At 66.4% G+C, this 14,802-nt stretch carries 13 protein-coding genes; 5 read left to right on the top strand and 8 right to left on the bottom strand.

Annotation, left to right across the window (positions count from 1 at the left end; translation table 11 throughout):
* The first annotated feature begins 3 nt into the window (after positions 1 to 3).
* Both QNO08_RS02240 and QNO08_RS02235 read left to right on the top strand, forming a co-directional pair.
* A complete protein-coding gene (locus QNO08_RS02240; protein WP_229968072.1) occupies positions 4 to 1,455 on the top strand; it encodes a sensor histidine kinase in 1,452 nt (483 codons plus the stop codon).
* Between the two features lie 243 nt (positions 1,456 to 1,698).
* Entirely contained in the window at positions 1,699 to 1,989 is a 291-nt protein-coding gene (locus QNO08_RS02235) for a WXG100 family type VII secretion target (protein ID WP_229968070.1), read from the top strand.
* 285 nt (positions 1,990 to 2,274) lie between these two features.
* Here the strand turns inward: QNO08_RS02235 and groL are convergent, their stop codons facing one another.
* From groL to QNO08_RS02215, 4 genes are all read right to left on the bottom strand, one after another.
* A complete protein-coding gene (gene groL / locus QNO08_RS02230) occupies positions 2,275 to 3,912 on the bottom strand; it encodes a chaperonin GroEL (RefSeq protein ID WP_229968467.1) in 1,638 nt (545 codons plus the stop codon).
* A 351-nt stretch (positions 3,913 to 4,263) separates the two neighbouring features.
* Positions 4,264 to 4,467 carry a cold-shock protein gene (locus QNO08_RS02225; protein WP_229968465.1) on the bottom strand — a complete coding sequence of 68 codons (204 nt, stop codon included), beginning with the start codon at positions 4,465 to 4,467 and terminating at the stop codon, positions 4,264 to 4,266.
* 213 nt (positions 4,468 to 4,680) lie between these two features.
* Positions 4,681 to 5,298, bottom strand: a complete 618-nt coding sequence (locus QNO08_RS02220; protein WP_229968463.1) for a LytR C-terminal domain-containing protein — start codon at positions 5,296 to 5,298, stop codon at positions 4,681 to 4,683.
* A 36-nt stretch (positions 5,299 to 5,334) separates the two neighbouring features.
* On the bottom strand, positions 5,335 to 5,610 hold the full coding sequence (locus QNO08_RS02215) for a DUF3263 domain-containing protein (RefSeq protein WP_229968476.1): 276 nt from the start codon (positions 5,608 to 5,610) through the stop codon (positions 5,335 to 5,337).
* A 346-nt stretch (positions 5,611 to 5,956) separates the two neighbouring features.
* On the opposite strand from QNO08_RS02215, the gene QNO08_RS02210 reads away from it, so the two are divergent.
* Together QNO08_RS02210 and QNO08_RS02205 are read left to right on the top strand one after the other, a co-directional pair.
* The gene (locus tag QNO08_RS02210) at positions 5,957 to 6,646 is read left to right on the top strand and encodes a uracil-DNA glycosylase (protein WP_269439264.1); all 690 of its coding nucleotides are present in this window, start codon (positions 5,957 to 5,959) and stop codon (positions 6,644 to 6,646) included.
* 28 nt (positions 6,647 to 6,674) lie between these two features.
* Complete coding sequence (locus tag QNO08_RS02205) at positions 6,675 to 7,532, top strand: siderophore-interacting protein (RefSeq protein WP_229968461.1); 858 nt, start codon at positions 6,675 to 6,677, stop codon at positions 7,530 to 7,532.
* 81 nt (positions 7,533 to 7,613) lie between these two features.
* Here QNO08_RS02205 and QNO08_RS02200 read toward each other — a convergent pair whose 3' ends face one another.
* Both QNO08_RS02200 and QNO08_RS02195 read right to left on the bottom strand, forming a co-directional pair.
* The gene (locus QNO08_RS02200; protein WP_349774902.1) at positions 7,614 to 9,629 is read right to left on the bottom strand and encodes a threonine/serine exporter family protein; all 2,016 of its coding nucleotides are present in this window, start codon (positions 9,627 to 9,629) and stop codon (positions 7,614 to 7,616) included.
* Between the two features lie 53 nt (positions 9,630 to 9,682).
* A complete protein-coding gene (locus QNO08_RS02195; RefSeq protein WP_229968459.1) occupies positions 9,683 to 10,756 on the bottom strand; it encodes a lipid II:glycine glycyltransferase FemX in 1,074 nt (357 codons plus the stop codon).
* Positions 10,757 to 10,971: 215 nt separating this feature from the next.
* Between QNO08_RS02195 and QNO08_RS02190 the strand changes: the two genes are divergently transcribed.
* The gene (locus QNO08_RS02190; RefSeq protein WP_229968471.1) at positions 10,972 to 12,006 is read left to right on the top strand and encodes an LLM class flavin-dependent oxidoreductase; all 1,035 of its coding nucleotides are present in this window, start codon (positions 10,972 to 10,974) and stop codon (positions 12,004 to 12,006) included.
* 19 nt (positions 12,007 to 12,025) lie between these two features.
* Here QNO08_RS02190 and QNO08_RS02185 read toward each other — a convergent pair whose 3' ends face one another.
* Positions 12,026 to 13,594, bottom strand: coding sequence for an MFS transporter (locus QNO08_RS02185; RefSeq protein WP_229968457.1), 1,569 nt, complete (start codon positions 13,592 to 13,594; stop codon positions 12,026 to 12,028).
* A 78-nt stretch (positions 13,595 to 13,672) separates the two neighbouring features.
* Positions 13,673 to 14,746: a CHAD domain-containing protein gene (locus QNO08_RS02180; RefSeq protein WP_229968454.1), complete on the bottom strand. Its 1,074-nt coding sequence runs from the start codon at positions 14,744 to 14,746 to the stop codon at positions 13,673 to 13,675.
* Positions 14,747 to 14,802: the final 56 nt, after the last annotated feature.

The raw sequence follows: 14,802 nt of genomic DNA, 5'->3' as shown, positions 1-14,802 counted from the left end.
GCCTTGCTCCGCCGCTGGAAATCGGCCTCGCTGCGATCCCAGCTCGTGGCCATCATGGCCGTCCTCATGGTTGTCACCGTAACCATTACCGGGCTGGCCACGATTTACGTGCTGCGGCAGATCCTGGTGACCCGTCTGGACGTCGAGATTGCCGAAAATGCGCCGGCCGTCTCGCGCTACCTCGTGTCGAACGGACCGCCGACCGATACCTCGCTGTTCCAGTTCTACGGCCTGTACCTGGCCGATGACGGCAGCTACGGGCCGGAAACGCATTCCGATCCCGGCGTGGACACCCCGGTAGTCCCGCACTACACCGCAGAAGAGGTGCGGAAACTGGACCAGCAGGGCAAAACCGTCGCCGGCACAATGCCGGGCAGCAAGGGCTGGCGGGTAAAGGTGTTCGCCCTGGAAAATTCAGGCGCGGTGGCAGTGGCCCTGCCGCTGGACTCCGTTGCTGCGACAGTGGACGAGGCCGCCTCACTGGTCTTCTCAGTGGGGCTGCTCGGTACCCTGGGCGCCACGGGCATTGCCTATTGGGCCGTCACACGCCAGTTCCGGCCGCTGAGCCAGGTGGAGAAAACCGCGGCAGCCATTGCCGCCGGTGACCTCTCCCGGCGCGTCGACCTTGGCAATCCCGCTACTGAAATCGGCCGGCTGTCCCGGTCGCTGAATGCCATGCTGGCCCACATCGAAACCGCTTTTGCCGCCCGGACCAAATCGGAGCAGAAAATGCGCCGCTTCGTTCAGGACGCCTCCCACGAGCTGCGCACACCGCTGGTGACCATCCGCGGATTCTCGGAGCTGTACCGCCACGGAGCACTGCAAAAACCCGAAGAGATTTCCGCCGCCATGGGCCGCATCGAGAGCGAAGCCAAACGGATGGGCCAGCTCGTCGAAGACCTGCTCACCCTGGCGCGGGTGGATGAACAGCGGCCGCTGGAATACGAGCCGGTTGACCTGATGCTGCTGGGCAATGATGCCGCAATGGACGCCCGCGCCAGCTCTCCCGGACGGGAGATCCGGGTCGTCGGGCTGGACGGCCAGCAGCCCCGGCCGGCACCCACCGTCGGTGATGAGGCCCGGCTGCGGCAGGTCGTGGCGAACCTGATCACCAATGCCCTGCGCTACACGCCCGACGGGTCCCCCATCGAGATTGCCGTGGGAGTGGCCCCCGTCATCCACAACCGCTCAGACGCGGTTCTGGAGGTGCGGGACCATGGCCCCGGCATCTCGGAGGAAGACGCCGCGCGCGTCTTTGAACGCTTCTACCGCGCTGACTCCTCCCGCTACCGAGAAACCGGGGGCACCGGCCTTGGCCTCGCCATCGTCGCGGCGCTGGTGGCTCAGCACGACGGCACTGTCCGCCTCTCGGACACCGAAGGCGGCGGCGCCACGATGTCCATCCGGCTGCCCTACCGGGCCCCGGAAGATTTCGACGCCGACCGGAGCACCTAGCCGGGGAAGTCTTCCCGGCGGTCTTGCCGCACGGTCCCGTCCTCCTCCACAGCTCTGCGGTGCTCCTCCATCTCTCTCATGTGCTCCTCCACAGCTCCTGTCCTCCACAGCTTTCGTCCTCCACAGGGCTGCTCAGGAGCCGTTTTCGCCGACGTTGTCCACGGCCTGCGGCTCCGAGGCCGAAAGTGCCGCCCCCTGGCCTAGCGTCGAAGGCTCAATGACCTTTCGAAGGGAGCTAGAACAATGGCAATAGTCTCAGTGGACAGCGAGGCCCTGGATGCAAAAAGCGCCGAGGTCCGAGGCACGATCGATCGGTTGCAGTCGGATATCAACCGGATGCAGTCCGGGCTGCAGTCACTCAGCGAGTCATGGCAGGGGCAGGCCTCGGCGAACTTCCAGTCGCTGGTCGCGGAATGGCGCAGCACGCAGGCCAAGGTGGAGGAATCCCTGACTAACATCAATCAAGCACTGGGCTATGCCTCGGTGCAGTACGCCGAAACTGAGGCCGCCAACGTCGCATTGTTCCGCCACTGAACCGCGGCCAAGGCGCGCGGGCAGAACACGAACTGGACGCCGCAGGCAGAAGATAGCAGGCAGCCGGCAGCACACGGAACGCAAGAGGCGCGGCATCCCCTCGGGGATGCCGCGCCTCTGCACTGAACCAGGTGTACTGAAACAGGTGTGCTGCGCTGAAATACTCGCGCGCCGAACAGTCGTTCAACGCGCTGCTTCAATCAGCAGCGCGTCAGGGCGGACCGTTCCGGGTCAGACCGTTCCGGCGTGCACCAGACGGTCCAGGGCCGGAACGGTCCAGGGCTGCTAGAAGCCGCCCATACCGCCCATGCCGCCCATTTCGTCGCCGCCGCCCATTGCCGGTGCAGCCTTTTCGGGCTTGTCGGCAACCACTGCTTCGGTGGTCAGGAACAGACCGGCGATGGAGGCCGCGTTCTGCAGGGCAGAGCGGGTCACCTTTACCGGGTCATTGACGCCGGCAGCCAGCAGGTCTTCGTACTCGCCGGTTGCAGCGTTCAGGCCCCAGCCTTCGGGCAGGCCGCGAACCTTGTCGACAACAACGCCCGGCTCCATGCCTGCGTTGAAGGCGATCTGCTTCAGCGGAGCATCGATGGCTACGCGCACGATGTTCGCGCCCGTTGCTTCGTCACCCTCAAGGTTGAGGTTGGCGAAGGCCTTCAGGCCGGCCTGGATGAGGGCAACGCCGCCACCGGCGACGATGCCTTCTTCAACCGCAGCCTTGGCGTTGCGGACAGCGTCCTCAATGCGGTGCTTGCGCTCTTTCAGCTCAACCTCAGTGGCTGCGCCGGCCTTGATGACTGCAACGCCGCCGGCCAGCTTGGCCAGGCGTTCCTGCAGCTTCTCGCGGTCGTAATCGGAATCGGAGTTCTCGATCTCGGCACGGATCTGGTTGACGCGGCCCGCGATTTCCTCGGGGTCACCGGCGCCTTCCACGATCGTGGTCTCGTCCTTGGTGACAACGACCTTGCGAGCCTTGCCCAGCAGGTCCAGCGTGGCGTTTTCCAGCTTCAGGCCGACTTCCTCGGCGATGACCTGGCCACCGGTGAGGATGGCGATGTCTGCGAGCTGGGCCTTGCGGCGGTCGCCGAAGCCCGGAGCCTTGACGGCAACCGACTTGAACGTGCCGCGGATCTTGTTGACAACCAGCGTCGCCAGGGCTTCGCCCTCAACGTCTTCGGCGATGATCAGCAGCGGCTTGCCGGACTGCATGATCTTCTCGAGGACCGCAACGAGATCCTTGACGTTGGAGATCTTCGAGTTGACGATCAGGATGTACGGGTCTTCCAGAACCGTTTCCTGGCGCTCAGCGTCAGTCACGAAGTATCCGGAGATGTAACCCTTGTCGAAGCGCATACCTTCCGTGAGCTCAAGCTCAAGGCCGAAGGTGTTGGACTCTTCGACGGTGATGACGCCTTCCTTGCCGACCTTGTCCAGAGCTTCGGCGATCAGGTCGCCGATCTGCTGGTCACCGGCGGAGATGGAAGCCGTGGCAGCAATCTGCTCTTTGGTTTCGATTTCCTTGGCAGAGGACAGCAGCTCGGCCGTGACGGCCTCGACAGCCTTCTCGATGCCGCGCTTCAGGCTCAGCGGGTCGGCGCCGGCGGCAACGTTGCGCAGGCCTTCCTTGACCAGGGCCTGGGCCAGGACGGTTGCCGTGGTGGTGCCGTCACCGGCAACATCGTCAGTCTTCTTGGCAACTTCCTTGACCAGCTCGGCGCCGATCTTTTCGTAGGGATCGTCGAGCTCGATCTCCTTGGCGATGGAAACGCCGTCGTTCGTGATGGTGGGTGCGCCCCACTTCTTTTCGAGGACCACGTTGCGGCCGCGCGGGCCCAGCGTGACCTTCACGGCGTCGGCGAGGATGTTCAGTCCGCGCTCAAGGCCGCGGCGGGCCTCTTCGTCAAATGCAATGATCTTGGCCATAACGGCTTTCGTCCTTTCGGAACAGTCATGCTTGCTGCAGGATGTTGCATTCCAGACTGCGGTGCCCGCGACGGACGGACCTTGAGGGGCGATCTCTTTACGCTCCCGCAGGTCCTCACCTCAGTGGCTTGCTTTTTCACTCAACGCCGACCGCATTTAGCAGTCATACGGCAAGAGTGCTAAGTCAATAATTAGCACTCCCACACACTGAGTGCAAGCGATCACGGCTCATCGCTGCCGTCGTCACATTCATCAACACAGGTGCGCCGCGGGTCCGGCGCGATCTCCCGGCGCACGAAAACGGCGGCAGCCCCGGACCGGGGCCGCCGCCTCGGCTGCGGCGGTCCGCCGCTAAACGGTGCGCACGTCTTCCGCCTGCGGACCTTTCTGGCCTTCTCCAATTTCAAACTCCACGCGCTGGCCTTCTTCCAGCGTGCGGTACCCCGACGCCTGGATCGCAGACCAATGCACGAAAACATCCGTCTGGGCCTCGTCCAGCGTGATGAACCCGTACCCTTTTTCCCCGTTGAACCATTTGACGATCCCCTGCGCCATTGCGTTTCTCCAACCTTGTTTCGCTCGTTCGTTCCGCCGGATGCCGTGGCGGAACGGTCCGGCGGACAGGCGGCCTGGGTTGGGCGGATATCCTTGCCTGGTCCCGGGCCGGCGTCGCACGGCTGGCACTCACTTTAGCCAGCGTGATCCGGGCCACAAACGTGGATGCAGGATCGTTATGGAGTTTTTACGGTCGGGGGCTCTTTCGGCCGGTTACTGGAACCCGGGGCCGGGCGCGACGGTCACCAAAGTAAACTCCGGGGACTCGCGGAGGTTGGGGATGCCCAGTACCCTCGACAGCTCCTGCGCGTTCGGCAGCTGCTCGGCGTTGCCGTAGAAAATGACTGACGTTTGCAGGGGCGTTCCGCCCCAGTTGGCGACCTGTGCGGTGGTCCAGCCGTCGGCCGCAATCAGTGCCGAGACGTTGGCTCCGAGTCCCCCGATGCCGCTTGCGTTCAGCACCACCACAGGCTGGGACCGGTCCACGACGGCTGCTGGGGTCGGCGACGGCGTGGGGCTCGGCGAGGCGCTCGGCGTGGGGCTGGCAGACGGTGCGGGCTCCGCCGTTTCCGTCCCAGCGGGCCGCGATTCCGGGCTTTCCGCGGGGGTGGACGAATTCGAGGCGGGCGCCGAAGCGCCGTCGCCCTGTCCGATGCCCAGGCGCGGCAGGACGAAATAAGCAGCGAGTCCAAGAACCAGGGCCAGCACTCCGACGGTAATGATCAGGGCGAGACTGCCCGACCGCGAGGGGATCAGCCGTTCCCGGTGGACACCCTGCCGCGACGACGTCTCGGGAACCTTGTCAAACTCATCCCGGGGATATTTGCTCATGGTTGGGTATCTGTCCTTGGTCTCAGGTGGCGCCGGTTAGACGTCAGAGCCTGAACGACGGGCGGTACGCGCGCGCTGACGGGTGGTACGTAGTCTACGCAGTCTCTTGACCAGCATCGGGTCGTGAGCCAGAGCGTCCTCGGTATCGATCAACGCGTTGAGGACCTGGTAATAACGGGTGGCGGACATGCCGAACAGCTCGCGGATGGCCTGTTCCTTCGCCCCGGCGTATTTCCACCAGGCCCGCTCCAGCGCGAGCATCTGCTGTTCCTGTTCCCCGAGCGGACTGTCGGGGTCAACCGTGCCGTCCATTGAGAAGGCTTCGGTTGTTTCGGCCACAGGATGCTCCCAGATCGGTTGTCGGTTTCCCATCCATGCTAGTTCGGAAATAACAGCCTTGTCATTCGGGGTGGTTCCGCCGGCGTCACAACTTCCGGTCCGACGGCGTGCGAGCACCGCAGAACCGCGCCGGGCCTAGGCTGGAAGGGTGAGTTCCAATGATCCGACCCTCTTTTCGCTGCCGCCCACCCCGCCCCTCCCGGCCAATGATCCAGAGCACAACAGTCCAGGACACAACGGCCCAGGGCACGACGGCGCTGCGGCGTCGCGAGCCGGCGCCGAGGCGGCAGAACCGTTCCCCTTTGCGGCCCCGGCGCGCCTGGCCGACGTCATGGCACCGGATTGGGCTCGGGCGTTGGCTCCGGCCGCCCCGGAACTGCATCGGCTCGCCGGCCTGTTGGAGGAGGAGCGCCGCTCCGGCTCCGCCGTGCTGCCGTCCCCGGGAAACATCCTTCGGGCGTTTTCCCGCCCCCTCGCGGACGTCAAGGTCCTGCTGATCGGCCAGGACCCGTACCCGACCCCGGGCCACGCGGTGGGGCTGTCCTTCTCGGTGGACCGCGGCGTACGTCCGTTGCCGCGGAGCCTGAACAACATCTATAAGGAACTCGCGGCGGATGTGGGAATTCCCCCGAGCCCGCACGGGGACCTCAGTGCCTGGGCCGATCAGGGCGTCCTGCTGCTGAACCGGGTCCTGACGGTCCGGGCGGGCAGCGCCGGATCGCACCGCAGGCGCGGCTGGGAACAGATCACCGAGCAGGCCGTCCGCGCCGTCGTCGCCCGCCGGACCCCGGACGGCAGCCCCGCTCCGCTGGTTGCGGTGCTCTGGGGCAATGACGCCCGTTCCATCGTTCCCCTGTTGGAGGGGGTTCCCCGGATTGAATCCGCCCATCCCAGCCCGCTCTCGGCGTCGCGCGGGTTCTTCGGTTCGCGCCCCTTCAGCCGGACCAACGAGCTGCTGCTGCAGCAGGGAGCGGAGCCGGTGGACTGGCGGTTGGACGCGATACGGTAGGGGAAACCCGTTGATCGAGGAGAACCGCATGCCTGACCGTTCCGTGCCCGCCGCGATGCCCGCGCAGGATGCTCCCCGGCGGTCCCGCCCGCTGCTGACCCTTGAGGTTTTGCGGCGGGAGCAGCTGACGCCGCACATGGTGCGCATCATCGCCGGTGGCCCCAACTTTGAGCGTTTTGTCGAGAACGGCTGCGCCGATGCCTACTGCAAAATCTGGTTTGGCCCGGATGGCAAGCCGCTGGACGGGAAGTCCGAGCTCGAGTCCCTGCGGCAGGATTTTCCCCGTGAGGAGTGGCCGGTGTCGCGCACCTACACGATCCGCAGCGTCAATTCAGCGGCCCGCGAGCTGGCCATCGATTTTGTGGTTCACGGCGACGAAGGCCTTGCCGGACCCTGGGCTGCCCAGGCCACAGCGGGTGAGGCCTTAACGTTCGCCGGCCCGGCCGGAGCCTTCAGCCCCGATCCCGACGCCGGATGGTACCTTTTCGCCGCTGACGAGTCCGCTCTGCCCGCCACTGCCGCCGTGCTGGAAGCCCTGCCGGCCTCCGCCGTTGGACAGGTGTTTCTGGAAGTGGGCGGTCCGGAGGACCGGCAGCCGCTGACGGCGCCCGCGGGGGTCACCGTGTCCTGGTTGTACCGCGGTGATCTGCCGGCCGGAAACACCGGCCTGCTGGCTGCAGCCGTTGCTGCCGCACCGTGGCCGAACAATGATGTGCAGGTCTTCGCGCACGGCGAGCGGGAGGCTATGAAGGCGCTGCGCGATATTTTCTTCGCCGGTCACGGGCTCGAGCGCCGGCAGGTGTCCCTGTCCGGATACTGGGCCGCCGGACGCACCGAGGATGCCTTCCAGGCAGAAAAAAAGACCCCGGTCGGCAAGATCCTCTAGATCCTGCGTTCCGGGGCCCTCTTTCCAGCTAAGGCCGGCCCTGCTGTGTGGCCGCAGAACCGCGGCCGGTCGTTCCGCAGACTACCGGCGGCGGTTCCGGCGGTCGTTGCCGGAAAGGCTCCGCGTCAGCGGCCGGGCGAGGTTGTCTCCCATCACCACGCCGCCGGCGATTGCCAGGATCACCGTCAGCGCATTGAAGATCCCCACGGCACCGGCGGTGAAGTCGTCCGAGCCGACGCTCAGGCCGTACATGGCACGGAAAATGCTCAGCCCCGGGAAGAGGAAGAGCACCGCCGGAACCGCAACAATCAGCTGCGGCGCGCCCATCCGCAGGGCAATCATGCGGGCCAGCATGCCGATGAAGACGGCCGCCACAGCCGGCGTGAGCCGGGGCCCCAGACCCACCAGCTCACACAGCTCGAACACCAGGTAACCCGCGGCTCCGGTCAGGACCGTAGGCAGCACCAGATTCATCGGTGACTGCTCCACCACACAGATCGTGGCCAGCGCCACGGCCAGCAGCAGCATCGTCACCACAAACGGATACTGGGATCCGGTAACGCTGGTCACGTCCAGCCGCGGCATGCCGGCCAGGGCACCCACAACCAGCGCGACGGCGATGCCCGCGACCAGCGCGCCGAACGTCAGGAACGCGGACAGGAAACGGCCGGAGGCGGTGACCGGGAAGCCGTTGATCGCATCCTGCACTGCCGAGACCAATCGCCCGGTGGGCAGGAGCAGCAGGATGCCGCCGGCCACCACGATGCCCGGCGAAATCGGCACGTTGAAGGACCAGAAGATCATGGCGATGGCAGTGACCACGAACCCCGCGGCGGCGGTGCTGAAAAAGTCCGGCACCCGCCAGCGGCCCAGCAGGCGCTGCAGCAGGCTGACCAGGACCGTACTGAGGAAGGCCACCAGGGAAGCCAGCGGCCCGCCGCCGATAAAGCCAACGATCGCGGCGGAAAACACTCCGGTTGACGCCGTCACCCCCCACCGCGGAAACGGCTTCGTCTGGTGGGTGATTTCGTTGAGCCGGTTGGCGGCCTCGGCACGGGACAGTCCGCCGTCGATGATGTCCGTCACGAGCTGGTGAACCAGGCCCAGACCTGCATAGTTGTTTGTCCAGGAACGGACCACCCGCATGACGGTGATGGGTGTCTGGTCCTTGGGCGAGTGGTTCAGCAGCACCGACTGGTTGGTGATGTCCACCTCGATGCTTTCCAAGCCGAAGGCTGCAGTGACTGCGATAATCGCCGTCTCCACCTCCAGGGCACCCGCACCGTACCGGAACATGGTCTCCGCCAGGCTGAGGGCGAGGTCCAGCGTCTTCCGGGCCGAGGCATCGGGACCGGCGGTGCGCACCAGGGGATTTGCGTACGGGGAACCGGCCAACCGCTCCACGATGGACATGGCCTGGGTGGGAGGAGTCTCCCCCTGGACCAGCCTGCGCAGCATCCGCCGGGCGGCTGCCGATGAACGGTCCTGCTGCCGGGCAGCGCTGCCGGCGCTGGTGTGCTGCTGACCCGGCACCGTCTTGCGGGAGCGGGGCTTCCGCGGCGGCTGGGTTGTGCCAGCGGGCTTTCCGGGTTTGCCGCTGCCAAACCCGGACCCCGGGATGCGTCCGGAGCCCAGTCCGCCCGAGGTGCCTTTGGAGGGCGTCAGCATCACCGAGGTGGTGGGGGGAGGCGGCTTGGGTTTGGTGCTCCTCAGCCCGAAGCCCCCCGGACCGGTGGGGAGCCCCATGGTGCTCTTGGAAGCCGATCCCTTCGGTGCCTTGCCGGGCGCAGCGGGACGCCGCACCTTGGCACCCGCGGGTGCCTTTTTAGCCCCTGATGCCCGGGGCTGCTGCTCTGTCCTGGGGTGCCCGGTCCTGGGCTGCCCTGCGGCGGACTCCTGTCCGGCAGACTCCTGTCCGGCAGACTCCTGCCCCGCGGACTCCTGCCCGGCGGACTCCTGCCCGGCAGACTCCTGCCCGGCGGACTCCTGCCCGGCGGACGACTCCTGCCCGGGACGCCGGATGACCGGTATCAGTCCCACCATCGGATCGGGGTTCTGTGCAGGCTTTTGGCGGTCTGCATCGGACGTGTTTTCCAAAGGACTCACCCTTTCGCCTCTGTTGCCTGAAATCCGTTCAGGCGCACTTGCTGTTAGTAGAACGGCTGCTGGTGCCGGCGCCAGTAAATCTGCCGCGCGACGCGTTCACCGATGGCGTTCCAGATCTTGTACCGCAGCGGGTCCAGGACCAAGTCGTAGCAGCCCACGAAGTCCGTGACGGTCTTCGAGAAGCTGGTCTTGAACAGCCCCAGCCCATGGTGGGGATGTTCCTTGTTTTTCAGCTGGTCACTCGGAGGCGTTCCGCAGAAGTCGTACTGCTCAATGCCGAAGTCTTCCTTCAGTTCGGTGATGGCCGTCCATTGAACCAGGTGCGAGTCTCCGTACTGGTTGCGGCGGGGCTTGGAGCCGCCGTCCTTGTACGTACCCTTCTTGCCGTAGGCGATGACGAAGGCACCCACCGTGGGTTCTCCGTTTTCGAAGGCAAAGTAGAACCGGCCCTGACCCGCAGCCACGAAGTTGGACCAGAAGCGGTGGTAGTACTCGTAGGAGCGCATCCGCGCCGCGGAACGGTCCTCGATATGGCTCATGAGTTTGTACATGGTGCGCATATTCTCTTCGGTGGGCTCCACCCGGCGCACGTCGGCGCCTTCACGGATTGCCCGGCGGACGGCGTTGCGGCCGCGCGAAGAGATGTTCTTCAGGACCTGCTCGATGTCCGGTGTGGTGTCCAGCAGCGCCGTGGAGTCATTGGGCTGCAGGTTGAAGGTCTTGACCAGGCCGGCGCCCTCGAACTGGGCCCGCACCTCGGCACTGTCAACGATGTCCGGTTCCACCTTCACGGCGAACACGTTTCGCTTGGTCTCCTTGATGAACCGGCGCAGCGCATCCAGGACCTCGGGCACGTGGGACGGCTCAGCGACGTCCGGTCCCTTAATCAGGTACCAGAGGCTGCCCAGGCCGGGAACCTTCTTTTCGATCGCCAGGTTGTACGTCGTGTAGCCGCGGCCGGTGAACACCAAGTGGATGGGATTCCATCCGTGGTGGGACTTGACCTCCGCGTACGAAGCGGACTGCAGCACGTTGCCGCCGCACGGGTTGGACTGCACGTGGCTGTCCCATTTGTCTCTCTCGTCGGCGGTGGCCAGACGTGCACTAAAGTCTCGCAAAATACCTCAACTAATCATTTGATCGCTTGATCGCTTGCACCATCTGCGGCTGATCCAAAAGTGACCCCGGAAAACGCCCGGCGGCCGTCCCCAAGTCTATCCGGTGGGACGATCACTCAATGAAATCCCGGGAGCCTCGGGCGGTGTGAGTTCGCACCGAAGGCCGCGGCTAGACTAGATGCAAATTCATGAAGTTTGCGCGAACAGGGAGCACCATGGGACAGCGGCTGGAACTCGGGTTGGACACCTTCGGCGACGTGACGTCGGACCCGGCCGGTGAACGGCTTCCACAGCACCAGGTTCTGCGCAACGTCGTGGCCGAGGCGGTGTTGGCGGACTCGGTCGGCGTCGACTTCATCGGCGTCGGAGAACACCACCGGGAGGATTTCGCGGTATCGGCACCGGAGGTGGTCCTCGCCGCGATCGCCGGGCAAACCAGCAGGATCCGGCTCGGGTCGGCGGTCACCGTCCTGAGCTCCGATGATCCGATCCGGGTCTTTCAGCGCTTTTCGACGCTGGATGCCGTTTCCAACGGCCGCGCCGAAGTGATCCTGGGCCGCGGCTCCTTCACTGAGTCCTTTCCGCTGTTCGGGCTGGATCTGGCCCAGTACGACGAACTCTTCGAGGAAAAGCTGGAGCTCTTCACCGAGCTGCGCCGCGAAACCCCGGTGACGTGGAGCGGCAGCACCCGGGCACCGCTGCAGAACCAGCGGGTATATCCGCCCACCGCCGGCGGGAAGCTTCCGGTGTGGATCGCCGTCGGCGGCACTCCGCAGTCCGTGGTCCGGGCCGCCCACTACGGCCTGCCCCTGATGTTGGCGATCATCGGCGGGGAACCGGCACGCTTCGCACCGTTCGTGGACCTGTACAAGCGGGCACTGGCCCAGTTCGGCCAGCCTCTGCTCCCGGTGGGCGCCCACTCCCCCGGCTACATTGCCGCCACTGATGAGCAGGCGCTCGAGGAGGCCTGGCCGCATTTCGAGCGGATGCAGAACCGGATCGGCCGCGAGCGCGGCTGGAGCCCGACCACGCACAGCGACTACCTTGCCTCGGCCGGCCCCGAGGGCGCCCTGTTTATTGGCTCGCCCGCAACCGTCGCCGCCAAGATCGTCAGGGTGGCCCGGGAACTGGAGCTGAGCCGCTTTGACCTGAAATACAGCCTGGGCACCCTCCCTCATGAGCTGATGATGAACTGCATCCGTCTGTACGGCACCGAGGTTGCCCCGCTGGTGCGCGAACAGCTGGCCTAGCCCGGAGGCTGGCCCGGCATCAGGCCGACGCCGGAAGGAACCACCGGATGCGCGGTTCCGTCTCGGCCAGCCCGGCTGCCTGGTCGATCACCTTCCGGTCCTCCCCCGTGGTGCGCTCCTGTTCCTGGCGCAGGTACTCGCGCCAGGTGGCGACGTCGTAAATCTCGCGGAACTGGCTGGAGTCAGTCACTGAGTGCACCAGCTCCCAGTCCCGCGCTCCGGTCCGCATCCGGGAAAGGCGCACCTCGTGCATCAGGTGCACGAAGTCCGCTGCCTTGTCCGGAGCAAGCTCGTAAGCGATAAGGATGGTGACCGGGCCGGCGTCGGGCGCCGGCTCCTGCGTCGGCTCGATCCCCAGGTCCGCTTCAGCCACGCTGCGGTCCAGCCGGCCGGTGCGGGGCAGCAGCGGCAGCACCGACACGCTCACGCCCGCGGCGGCCAGGACGAGTCCCGCCGCCGCCAGCACCGGACCATAGCCGTACACGGTTGCCAGCGAGCCCCAGACGACGGCGCCCAGCGCCTGCGCACCGGTGGTCACCATGAGGTAGACGGAGAGCCCGCGGGCACGCACCCACTCCGGCAGCGTGAGCTGCATGGCGCTGTTGAGGATGGAGAAGGTGGCAATCCAGGCGATCCCCGCGAACACCAGCAGGACGGCCAGCACTGCGGCGGGAAAGGACCCGGCGGCAAATGTCCCCGCTCCGAAGACGGCAGCGGCGAGGCCCAGCATCACGCTGTCGTTGAACCGGTCCTGGACGCGGGGCAGCAGTACGACGCCGACAATGGCACCTGCGCCCAGCGCCCCCAATAGCAGTCCGTATCCGGTGGACCCGAGACGGAGGTGGCCGTTTACGGCGACGGGCAGCAGCGCATAGAGCGCGCTGGCAGGCACCATGAAGAGCGCCGTCCGGAGCAGGATACGGCGGATCCGCGGAGCCGCCCGGATGTAGCGCATGCCGGCGGCAAGGGCCTCTCCCATCCGCTCGGGATCCTCCGGCTCGGCAGGTGAGCGCCACGCATAAACAGCGGCGGCCGTGCCCAGAAAGGAAACGGCGTTGAGCCCGAAGACGAAGGACGGGCCCAGGAGGGAGACCAGCACACCGGCCACGGCGGGCCCCACCGCCCGGGCGGCATTGACCGCGACACTGCTCAGCGCCGCCGCGGCGCGGATTTCCCGGCGGGGAACCAGCGCCGGCGTGATGGCCTGCCACGCCGGCGCGCTCAGGGCCACGCCGCAGCCGATCAGGAACGTGTACAGCAGCAGCGAATCCGGATCCAGCAGGCCCAGCGCCGCTATGACGGTCAACGTGCCGGCGGCAGCGGCGGCAAAAAGGTTCGCGCCGAAAATGAGGCGCCGGCGGTTGAAGGCATCAGCGAGCACCCCTGCCACGAGGCCCAACAGCAGGGTGGGCGCCAGATTGGCGGTCTGGACCAGGGATACCACTGCCGCGTTGGAGCTGTTTTCCACCAGGTACCACTGCGCGCCGACGGTCTGCATCCAGGTGCCGATGTTGGACCCGAGGTTGGCCAGCCACAGAATGAGGAACATCCGGCGCCGCAGCGGCGCCCAGGGCGAGGCCGGGTCCATCTCGGATACCTCCGTCCTGGGATACCTCCGTCCGGACATGCCGGGCTCGGACGTTCCCGGTCAGGCCAGTCAGGCAGGTCAGGCCACCCGGGGAAAGGTTGCCCACGCCTTGCGGAACTGCTTCCGGGCTGTTTCTCCGCGCTCCTCCTCCAGGGCATGCAGCCGTCCGAAGGTGAACCCGTTCTGGCCGGGGTCCGCCGCTGCGGCTCCCAACCGGCGCAGGTAGTCGCGGCTCACCACGCTGTCCTGGTGCTCGCCGAGGATCTTTTGTACGTGCTCGGCTCCGGCGATGAGCACGGTGACGTCGTCGGCACGCACCGGCTGGGCGACCTCGGCCGCGTAGCGCAGCCGTTTGGCGTCTTTGCGTGCGTCGTGCAGCGCTTGTGCCCGATGATCATCACTGCGGGCAGAACGGGCATCCCGAACCTGCTGGTGCAGGCGCTTGCGGTCGCGCTGCAGCATGCGGCCCGCCGTTACGGCGGCCGGCGCCTCTGCGGCGGCCGTGAAGTCGGGACGGGTCACCACCGCCTCGAGCTGTTCCAGCAGACGGCGGTAGCGGACGCCGTCGAGCTCGCCGGCAACCGCCGCATGCGCCGCGGCGTAATCACCCAGCAACTCTTCGTCGATGCGCTGCAGCACCGGTCCCATCACCAGCTCGGCAGGTTGCTCGTTCACCAGAGCGTGCAACCGGGCACGCAGAACCTGTGCGTCGCGGGCGGCGCCCAGAACTCCGGCCAGCCACTTGAGTTCGTTCCGCACGGTCCGCGCCGGCTCCGGGGCCAGCACCCGCTGGTAACTCGCCAGAGCCGACCGCATCCGACGGGTGCTGACCCGCATCTTGTGCACGGCGTCGGCACGATCTGCCCGCACCCGCGGATCTTCCGCCAGCATGGCAAGAAACTGCCCGCGCAGATACGCCAGCAGCAGGAGCCCGGCGGGGCCCTCGGGCGTCAGCGGCGCGGAATTCCCGCCGGCGACTCGTCCAGCGATCTGCCGGGCGAGGGAAGCCGGTGATGGTATCGGGATGTGTGGTGTCGGCGTTTGCGCCGGGATGTCCGGCGACGATTGTTCCTGCGAGGGTTCCGGCTCACCTGCGGGGCGGCTGCGCCGTGGCGGTCGCACGGAAATTTCCGGATCCTGAGCGGTAGGCATGGCTCAGTATATGGCGGCAAAGCCGCGTCTCGGCAGGGTCTGCACACCGGCAGCTG

Origin of the sequence: Arthrobacter sp. zg-Y820, assembly GCF_030142155.1 — a bacterium.
In the GTDB taxonomy this organism is placed as follows: domain Bacteria; phylum Actinomycetota; class Actinomycetes; order Actinomycetales; family Micrococcaceae; genus Arthrobacter_B.
Note: the sequence above shows the minus strand (reverse complement) of the source record. Positions and strands in the feature narration are given on the sequence as shown.